We start from the raw sequence: 2,832 nt of genomic DNA, 5'->3' as shown, positions 1-2,832 counted from the left end.
CGAAGTCGCGCGACGCCCAGGGCGTGTGGTACCCGGACGACTACGACATCCGGCGGCTCGTGTCGGTGTCAGGCGGGGTTCCGCTGATCGCTGGATGGGAGCTCAGCGGCAAGTGGAGGCTCGTCGGCGGCAGACCCTACACGCTCCTGCCCATCCGTCCGAACGACGTGGGGGGTTACGATCTGGACCCGGACTTCGAGGCGCGGAACACAGTGCGCTATCCGGACTACCGGCGGCTCGACCTGCGGATCGACCGGCGATTGGAGCTGGGGGGGTGGGGCGTGTCGCTGTTCTTGGAGGTCCAGAACGTCACGAATCGGGACAACGTCTACGCCTGGCAGTTCGACCGCGTGGATGGGGAACTGAAGCCCATCCTTCAGTTCCAGCGCCTGACCATCATGGGAATCATCGCGGATTTCTGAGGTGGGAGCGATGAAGACGCGACCGGATCGTGCCGATCCCGACCTGCTGGACGAATACGACTTCGCTCAAGGTGAGCGTGGACGGTACGCAAGGCGCTATGCCAACGGGACGAACCTCATCTTGCTGGCGCCCGATGTCGCAGAGCGGTTCCCAGACTCGGAATCCGTTAATGCCGCTCTCCGCTTCCTGATCGAGATCGCGCGGCGTGCAGAGAAGCAATCCTAGCTGGCCCGCACGATCTGCGACTGTGCAGACGGTGGGCTGAAGCCCATCCTGCAGTTCCAGCGGCTGACCATCGTCGGCATCATCGCGGATTTCTGATCGCCGTAATCTGTGATCTGGGTAGTCCGAGCATGGTGATGCCTGTACGTGGCGTTCATCTGCGTCGGACCGACGTGAGCGGGGGCGTGGATCCTTTGCTCACGTGCAGGTCATGCGTCGCCTGGCGCCTCCGTGGCGATTACGACGTCCAATGGTACTTCGCTGACTCGCTGCCACTCCTCCGCACCAGAGGATCGGTACTCGACGCAGAATAGGTATTCTCCGTCCTCTACGATTGGGAATCCGGGAGCACCCATGATGGCGCGCAAGCCCTTGGTCTTGCTCAGGTCAATGTCGTACGTGACAAGCTCCTGTTCAACTCCTGACGGCGCCTTCACCAGCAGTCGGCCATAGCCTTGCTCCGCGACGTCGATCGCCGCCGTCTTGCTCCAGAGTGTCACGATCTCGAAAGTGATGGACGCCGCGTTGGGGCCATCCGGGCTAGGATCATCCCCTTCCGCGGTTCCGACGCTCGCTGGCCTGGCGAAGAGTTTGATCTGCTCGATGGCGTCAATCAGACTGATGTTACCGGTTCTCGTGTCCGTGATGCACCGCGAGCAGATCGCCGTCCAAACGTGTCGTATCACCGACGCACCTCGCCGTCCAGTCGCCTAGAGGGTGGAGGAGTGCTTCCTGACGCCGCTTGTAGCGTCCCATGCCGTTAGGTACAAGTTGTTGACATGGGTGTCCGCTGAGATCGGCCCGGGCACCGAGCCATCCGGATCGAGTCTTTCGTCTGGTGCTGCCTCGCCACGCCCGGACGACGTCTGAGCAGACGGGACCATGTGCGCTACCCATGGACACCCATTGGTATCGCCCATCTGGTTGAAGCTGGCAGCGAACAGACCGTCGACGCGCCGTCGGTAGCGCTCGAGGTAGATGTCCTTGGCCTCCGTGGCAAACCATCTGGCCAGCAGTGCGTCTTGCAGGAATCTGTCGGTTGACACTGCTTTGTCACGTGGGTGCGACGATTGAGCCATCTCAGCCACCTTGAGTGCCCACCAGCACTGTCTGGCTCTGGCGACCTGATCCGTGACTTGTTCTGCGATGGGTGCGCGCCGAGTTTCCAGGCGACTCTCATTGAGTAACCATGTGTAGACTGCAAGCGCGGTATCTGCTGGATTCTCGTACTGCTCATCGAACTCCTCGCGGAGCAGGTCAACAGTGCGACGCACGAGCTGCCAGTAGCGCGTGGTGCTTCGGATTCGGTCACGGACCACAAGCACTGCTTCCTCCTGGTTGGCGATGTCCAGGAAGGTTCGGAGACCGCTCGCGATGTTCAGTCGAACGCTGAAGTCAAGGCTTTCTATCTCGCGTAACGCTTCGGAGAAGGTCACGGCTTATTCCTCCGATCCGTCCAATACTCCACTGATCGACCGTAGACGTCTGGAACCTGATCGACCAAGTGCACGAACTCGCCATGGGCACCCCATTGGCTGAGCACCTTGACCACTGGCTGCCCGGATGCAGTGAGTGGCAGGACTTGTGCAACGATGCCAACGTGCGTTGCGTCGCCCTCCGCAGATAAGCGGTAGACAACAACGTCCCCCAGCACCGGGCATTCTCCCTGCCTCAACTGTCGATACTCGTCATCGGTCAGGATAGGATCGAGTTCCGCTACGTCAATCCATGTTCTGCGACACGCAAACACGAGCCCCATACAATTGTATGCCGCCGACGAAGAACGGTACTCGATGCCCGGGCACATGCGCAACGACAACTGAAGCGCGGCGTGCCTCTGCTCCGGGCGATGCTCTGCGCGCGTCTCATTCCTAATGTGCCGGCGCTTGCGTGTCTGAAGTTGCAGAGCCTGCCGATCCTGCGGCCCCCCGGGATCAATGATGTATTCCATATACGGGAAAAGCCCCGAGGTGCGTACCGGGCAGGGAGCGCACCCCCTGCCCGCTGACTCCGCGTCCGCCTACCCCTTCAAGAACAGCTCGACGACCGGAACCGTCACGTTCGGCTTCTGGATCGGCAGCTCGAGCGTCAGGGAGCCCGCCTGTCCCGACATCGTCGTGTTCTGCGCCTGCTGCGACGCGGGGATCTCGCGGTAGCGGATCTCCGATGCGTCGTGCAGGAACTGGG

4 protein-coding genes are annotated in these 2,832 nt (G+C 61.4%); 2 read left to right on the top strand and 2 right to left on the bottom strand.

The window, feature by feature from the left end:
* Together FJZ36_18870 and FJZ36_18865 are read left to right on the top strand one after the other, a co-directional pair.
* Positions 1 to 422, top strand: a 422-nt coding sequence (locus tag FJZ36_18870) for a TonB-dependent receptor (GenBank protein ID MBM3216962.1), incomplete at its 5' end; no start/stop codon positions are given.
* A 10-nt stretch (positions 423 to 432) separates the two neighbouring features.
* Positions 433 to 648 (top strand): hypothetical protein, encoded by a 216-nt coding sequence (locus FJZ36_18865; GenBank protein MBM3216961.1) that lies wholly within the window; start codon positions 433 to 435, stop codon positions 646 to 648.
* Between the two features lie 206 nt (positions 649 to 854).
* Here FJZ36_18865 and FJZ36_18860 read toward each other — a convergent pair whose 3' ends face one another.
* Together FJZ36_18860 and FJZ36_18855 are read right to left on the bottom strand one after the other, a co-directional pair.
* Positions 855 to 1,331 carry a hypothetical protein gene (locus FJZ36_18860; protein MBM3216960.1) on the bottom strand — a complete coding sequence of 159 codons (477 nt, stop codon included), beginning with the start codon at positions 1,329 to 1,331 and terminating at the stop codon, positions 855 to 857.
* Positions 1,332 to 1,355: 24 nt separating this feature from the next.
* Positions 1,356 to 2,081 (bottom strand): hypothetical protein, encoded by a 726-nt coding sequence (locus tag FJZ36_18855; protein MBM3216959.1) that lies wholly within the window; start codon positions 2,079 to 2,081, stop codon positions 1,356 to 1,358.
* Positions 2,082 to 2,832: the final 751 nt, after the last annotated feature.

The organism is Candidatus Poribacteria bacterium (genome assembly GCA_016866785.1).
Classification (GTDB): Bacteria; Poribacteria; WGA-4E.
Note: the sequence above shows the minus strand (reverse complement) of the source record. Positions and strands in the feature narration are given on the sequence as shown.